A 6,312-nucleotide genomic window follows, 5' to 3' on the forward strand; every position below is an offset into this window, starting at 1 on the left:
AGGACTTCCCCTCGGACGATCAATATGGCCCAAACCACCAGTGCTTCGGCGTCAGTCCGGTCAGGCCCAGCCAGGGTAGATCCTGCACATGCCGCAGCGGCGGCGCCCTCTGGCCCTTTGGCCCAGGGGCGTGAATTTGTCTGGACCAACGCAGACTTTGCCCGTGTTCAGGCGCTGATCTATCAGCGCGCTGGCATCAGCTTGCACGATGGCAAGCACGCCATGGTCTACAGCCGCCTGTCGCGGCGGCTGCGCGATACGGGGCACACCAGCTTTCATGACTATCTGAGCTGGCTGGAGACCCACGACGGGCCGGAGTGGCAGGAGTTCGTGAATGCGCTGACCACCAACCTCACGGCATTCTTTCGTGAGCAGCATCATTTCGAGATTTTTGCGTCGCACCTCCGCTCCAAGCCGTCTGCCAACTGGCGGGTCTGGTGCAACGCGGCCTCCACGGGCGAAGAGCCGTATTCCATCGTGATCACCGCCCTGGAGGCGCTTGGTGCCAACGCCTCTTTCAAGTTGACAGCCAGTGATATTGATTCGCGTGTGCTGGCCACTGCGGCGCAGGGCGTGTACCGGCTCGACAGCGTCAAGGGTTTGAGTCCGGAGCGTCTGCAGAAATTCTTTCTCAAAGGCAAAGGCGGCAACGCGGGCATGGTCCGCGCCAAGCCGGAGTTGCGGCGCGCCATCGACTTCATGAGTGTGAACCTCATCCGCGACGATTGGCCGTTCAAGGAGCCTTTTGACGTGGTTTTCTGCCGTAACGTGATGATTTACTTTGATGCACCCACGCAGCGGCGCGTGCTCGAAAGAATCCACCGCGTGCTCAAGCCGGGTGGCATGCTGTTTGTGGGGCACGCGGAGAACTTCAGCGAGTCCAAAGATCTGTTCACCCTGCGTGGCAAGACGGTGTACGAGCGCCGCTGACCTGTCCATGTTGTCCTGCACATTGCACCCATGACCAACATTCCCACAGGTTCATCCCTTTCCATTGCCCCAACGGTGCCCGGCTCGGCCGAAAGGCGCCGCGCTCCGCGCATCGCACCGCTGAGCGCGGACATCTACGCATCAGGCAATGGGCCTGCAAGGGAGTCGTCGCTACAGGAACTAAAGGCCCGCAGCCGCAAGCCGGGAGAGGCCTCGTTTTTTTATCTCGATCACCACTTCCAGCACAACGCTGTGAAAGTGCTTCCGGGCGAGTACTTCGTGTCGGATGAGAACATGGTCATCATGACCGTGCTCGGTTCCTGCATCGCCGCCTGCCTCTGGGACAGTCGCGCACGCGTGGGAGGGATGAACCATTTCATGCTGCCTGACGGCGACCTGGCGGATGCGTCGGGGCGTTATGGCTCCTATGCGATGGAGTTGTTGATCAACGAAATGCTCAAGCTGGGGGCCCGCCGCGAAACCATGCAGGCCAAGATTTTTGGCGGTGCCCAGGTGATGCACAACTTCACCACCATGAACGTGGGTGAGCGCAATACGAATTTTGTGCTGAACTATCTGCACACCGAGCGCATTCCCATCGTCTCCGAGGACGTGCTGGACATCTACCCGCGCAAGGTGGTTTTCTTTCCGGTGACCGGCAAGGCGATGGTGAAGCGGCTGGCACATGCCCATCCCGAAGCACTCGTGGCCCAGGAAGTCCGGGGCAATGCGGCCACCGTGGCCAAGACCACCTCGGGTGGTTCTGTGGATCTGTTTTGATAAAGGTTGGAGTGAATGAGCAGGAAAATCCGGGTGATCGTGGTGGACGATTCGGCGCTGGTCCGTAGTCTGCTGTCAGAGATCATCAATCGCCAGCGGGACATGGAGTGCATTGGCACCGCCAATGACCCCCTGGTGGCGCGCGAGATGATTCGCGAACTTGATCCGGATGTCATCACCCTGGATGTCGAGATGCCGCGCATGGATGGCATCGATTTTCTGGGGCGACTCATGCGCCTGCGGCCCACGCCGGTGGTGATGATCTCCACGCTTACCGAGCGTGGCGCGGAGGTCACCATGAAAGCGCTGGAGTTGGGCGCTGTGGACTTTGTGGCCAAGCCGCGCGTGGGGCTCGCCAGCGGGCTCAATGATTTGGCGGCGCAGATTGTGGACAAGATCCGCGTTGCTGCCGTCGCCCAGGTGCGCCGCGCCCCGGCGCGTGATGCAGCCCCAGCAGCAGGTTCGGCGGGAAGCGCAGCAGTCGCTCATGCCGCACCGGCTGCGGGTCTGCTGGGGCGTCTTTCCACCGAAAAGCTCATCTGCATCGGCGCATCCACCGGGGGCACCGAGGCCATCAAGGAGGTGCTCGTCCAGATGCCTGCGGATTCACCCGCGATCGTCATCACCCAGCACATGCCCCCCGGGTTCACCACCAGTTTTGCGGCCCGTTTGAACGGGTTGTGCCAGATCACCGTCAAGGAGGCGGTGAATGGCGAGCGCATTCTGCCGGGCCACGCCTACATCGCGCCGGGAGGCACCCAGTTCCATGTGGCCCGCAGTGGCGCCAACTATGTGGCGGTGGTGGACGATGGCCCACCGGTCAATCGCCACAAGCCCTCGGTCGAGGTGCTCTTCAAGTCCGCTGCGGCGGTGGTGGGGCGCAACGCGTTTGGCATCATGCTCACGGGCATGGGCAATGACGGCGCGGTGGCCATGCGGGAGATGAAAGACGCGGGCAGCTACAACTACGTGCAAGACGAAGCAACCTGCATCGTGTTTGGCATGCCGCGCGAGGCTATTGCCCATGGCGCTGCCGATGAGGTGTTGCCGTTGGGGCAGATCGCTCCGGCCTTGATCGCCCGGTTGCGCGGAACGACGGACCGTTTGCACCATCGCATCTGAGGACTATCGCCCGCTATTGGCGGGGCTGGGCAATCCCCGCCCCCTTTACTTGACGTTGGGGGCAGAGGCTCACTATTCAGAGAGTGCCGTCCAGCGCTCCAACGCCGTCATCAGCTCTTCGTCGATGGCGGCAGCGCGGCTGGTCATGGCGGCTGCGCGCGCCGGATCCGTGCCAAAGAGTGACCCGTCGGCCAGTGCGTCCTGGATGGTTTTCTGCTCAGCCTCCAGCGCACTGATCAAGTCGGGCAGTTGCTCCAGTTCGCGCTGCTCCTTGTAGCTAAGCTTCTTTTTTGATAGCTGCGCAGGCTTATTCGATGAGCGCTCCGGTGGGTTTTTGTCTGAAATTTCCGGTGTGGAGGGTTTGGCAGGCACCGCGGCACCGGTTTGAAGCGAGCGGCTGCGCTTGGATTGCAGCAGCCAGTCTTGCACGCCGCCTTCGTACTCGCGCCACAGGCCATTGCCTTCAAAGGCGAGGGTGCTGGTCACCACGTTGTCCAGGAAGGTGCGGTCATGGCTGACCAAGAACACCGTGCCTTCGTAGTTGGCGAGCAGTTCTTCCAGCAGGTCCAGGGTGTCGATGTCCAGGTCGTTCGTGGGTTCATCCAGCACCAGCACATTGGCTGGCCGGGCGAACAGCCGGGCGAGCAGCAGACGGTTGCGTTCCCCGCCGGACAGTGATCGCACCGGCGAGTGGGCGCGCGCTGGGGAGAACAGAAAGTCGCTCAGATAGCTCTTGACGTGCTTGCGCTGGTTGCCGATCTCGATCCATTCGCTGCCTGGGCTGATGAAGTCTTCCAGCGTGGCGTCGAGGTTCACGGCATGGCGCATCTGGTCAAAGTAGGCGACCTGCAGGTTGGCTCCTTGCCGGATAGTGCCTTTGTCGGCCTGCAGCTCGCCCAGGATCATTTTGAGCAGCGTGGTTTTGCCTGCGCCGTTCGGGCCGATCAGGCCTACCTTGTCCCCGCGCAGGATCGTCCCGGAAAAGTTGTGGACGATGGTTTTGTCCCCAAAGGCTTTGCTCACCCCTTGCAGTTCTGCCACGATCTTGCCCTGATACCCGTTGGAACTACCGGTGGCGACGTCCATGCGGACGCTACCCACGACTTCGCGGCGGGCCTCCCGTCGGGCGCGCAACTGCTCCAGGCGGCTGATGCGGCTCTGGCTGCGGGTGCGACGCGCTTCCACACCGCGCCGAATCCACACTTCTTCTTGTGCCAGCAGCTTGTCGGCCTTGGCGGCGATCACCGCCTCCTGCGCCAGTTGCTCCTCTTTCTGGATCTGGTACTGGGCAAAGTTACCTGGGTAGGAGCGCAGCTGACCGCGGTCCAGCTCCACGATGCGGGTGGCTACACGGTCAAGGAACGACCGGTCGTGGGTGATGGTCACGACGCTGCCTGGGAAGTCCAGCAATAAGTCCTCCAGCCACTCGATGGAATCCAGATCCAGGTGGTTGGTGGGTTCGTCCAGCAGCAACACGTCAGGGCGTGCCACCAACGCCTGTGCCAGCGCCACGCGCTTTTTGGTGCCGCCAGAGAGTGTGCCCACCACGGCTTCAGGGTCCAGGTGCAGTCTCTGCAGCGTCTCCTCTACGCGCTGCTCCCAGTTCCAGGCATCGTAGGCCTCGATCTCTGATTGCAAGGCGTCCAGATCCAGGCCATCCGCTCCAGACAGATATTGATCGCGGATGGCAATCACGCGCTGCAGCCCTTCAGAGGCTGCTTTGAAAATCGTGGCACTCGGGTCCAGCGTTGGCTCTTGTGCGACGAAGGCAATGCGTACCCCTTGTTGAACTTGCAGCGAGCCATCGTCCGGTTTGGCAAGCCCTCCCAGGATTTTGAGAAGGGAAGACTTCCCTGCGCCATTGCGGCCAATCAGGCCTACCCGCTCAGCAGTCTCCAGGGAAAAGCCGGCGTGATCCAGCAGTGCAACATGCCCAAATGCGAGTTGGGCGTCCAGTAAGGTGATAAGTGCCATAGGGCCGGATTATCCGTGCCGCGCCTGAACGGGACGGGACACAAGCCAGTGACGGCTAAATCACTTGACGGTTTGGACTGCAATACCAGGCCAGTTCTGAAATCAAAAACTGGGCGGAGCTTTCGTCAGAAGCGGTCGCGCCCCTGCCGGCGAGCAAGGATGCGCAAGTCGTCCCCGATCCGGTCCACCGAATGGAAGCTGAGGGCATGTGCCTCCGCCAGCGACGTCAGGGGAGTCATTTGAGCCAATCCCATACCTTCACCCATCAGCTTGGGTGCCAGATAGACCAGCAGCTCATCGATCAACCCTTCGCGTAGCAATGAGCCGTTGAGCTTGTATCCCGCTTCCACATGCAGTTCATTGATCTCCCGGCGACCCAGGTCTTGCAGCATCGCGGGCAAATCCACCTTGCTGGCCTTGTTCGGCATGGTGATCACAGTCGTGCCCAAGGCTTCTAGCGCGCAGCGCTTCTCTTCGTTGGCAACCGCTGTATAGATATAGGTCGGCCGGTTCGCCGCAAAAAGCAAGGCGTCCAGGGGGACTGCCAATGCACTGTCGACCAGCACAAGGGCAGGTTGTCGCTCGGTAGGAACATCCCTAACATCCAGCCGCGGGTTGTCGGCGAGTACGGTGCCAATGCCTGTCAGTACCGCACAGGCCCTCGCGCGCCAGGCATGTCCGTCGGCGCGGGCGGCGGGGCCAGTGATCCATTGGCTGGCTCCATTGTGCAAGGCCGTCACACCGTCGAGCGAGGCGGCCGCCTTCATGCGGACCCAAGGCGTCTTCCGAATCATCCGGCTGAAAAAACCCAGGTTTAGCTCTCGGGATGCTTCCGCTCCTGGCCCCACCTCTACGGCTACCCCCGCAGCACGCAGGCGCGCGAACCCATTGCCTGCCACTGCGGGGTTGGGGTCGGCAATCGATGCAACGACCCTGGCAATACCCGCTTGAATGAGCGCATCGCAGCAAGGACCTGTGCGCCCGTGGTGTGAGCAAGGTTCTAGCGTGACGTAAGCTGTGGCGCCCTGAGGAGAGTGGCCTCGTTGCTCTGCGTCCCGCAGCGCCATCACCTCGGCATGAGGCCCCCCGGCGCGTTGGGTGGACCCTTGGCCGATGATGGCGCCGTCCTCGCCGACGAGTACGCAACCCACGCGCGGGTTGGGGGATGTCCTGTAGAGAGCTTCATGGGCGAGCTCTAGTGCCGCCTTTGTGTAATCCGTCATGGTGGGTGTCGATGAAATAGCGGCTCGCATGGGTTGTAGCCGAAGCAGCTTACGCGACGTTCGGTAGACCGCGCTTGATGCGATCCTCGGGGTCGCCTCCCGAACGAACGTTGCCTTGCTAAACAGACGCTGTTGAGCCTGTTGTTTGTTGATGAGTCTGTAGGCTGTGCTGATTTTTGGCCCAAACTCCGGGTTTTCCCTGCTGAGTGGTGTGAGGCGTGCTATAGTCGAGGGCTTCGCTACTGAGACCTGAGTGCAAAAGTGTTCAGGCTCTCTGGGTGGT

At 61.5% G+C, this 6,312-nt stretch carries 5 protein-coding genes; 3 read left to right on the top strand and 2 right to left on the bottom strand.

What is annotated here, in order from left to right:
• Positions 1-24 precede the first annotated feature (24 nt).
• The 3 genes from ACT531_RS17610 to ACT531_RS17620 are packed head-to-tail and all read left to right on the top strand — an operon-like array spanning position 25 to position 2,832.
• Positions 25-930 (top strand): CheR family methyltransferase, encoded by a 906-nt coding sequence (locus ACT531_RS17610; protein ID WP_476018246.1) that lies wholly within the window; start codon positions 25-27, stop codon positions 928-930.
• Positions 931-960: 30 nt separating this feature from the next.
• A complete protein-coding gene (gene cheD / locus ACT531_RS17615; RefSeq protein ID WP_476018247.1) occupies positions 961-1,710 on the top strand; it encodes a chemoreceptor glutamine deamidase CheD in 750 nt (249 codons plus the stop codon).
• 15 nt (positions 1,711-1,725) lie between these two features.
• On the top strand, positions 1,726-2,832 hold the full coding sequence (locus ACT531_RS17620; protein ID WP_295943567.1) for a protein-glutamate methylesterase/protein-glutamine glutaminase: 1,107 nt from the start codon (positions 1,726-1,728) through the stop codon (positions 2,830-2,832).
• Positions 2,833-2,904: 72 nt separating this feature from the next.
• Here the strand turns inward: ACT531_RS17620 and ACT531_RS17625 are convergent, their stop codons facing one another.
• Positions 2,905-4,806 (bottom strand): ATP-binding cassette domain-containing protein, encoded by a 1,902-nt coding sequence (locus ACT531_RS17625; protein ID WP_476018248.1) that lies wholly within the window; start codon positions 4,804-4,806, stop codon positions 2,905-2,907.
• 125 nt (positions 4,807-4,931) lie between these two features.
• Positions 4,932-6,029 carry a bifunctional diaminohydroxyphosphoribosylaminopyrimidine deaminase/5-amino-6-(5-phosphoribosylamino)uracil reductase RibD gene (gene ribD / locus ACT531_RS17630; protein WP_476018249.1) on the bottom strand — a complete coding sequence of 366 codons (1,098 nt, stop codon included), beginning with the start codon at positions 6,027-6,029 and terminating at the stop codon, positions 4,932-4,934.
• Positions 6,030-6,312: the final 283 nt, after the last annotated feature.

This window comes from Acidovorax sp. DMC1 (genome assembly GCF_056314325.1).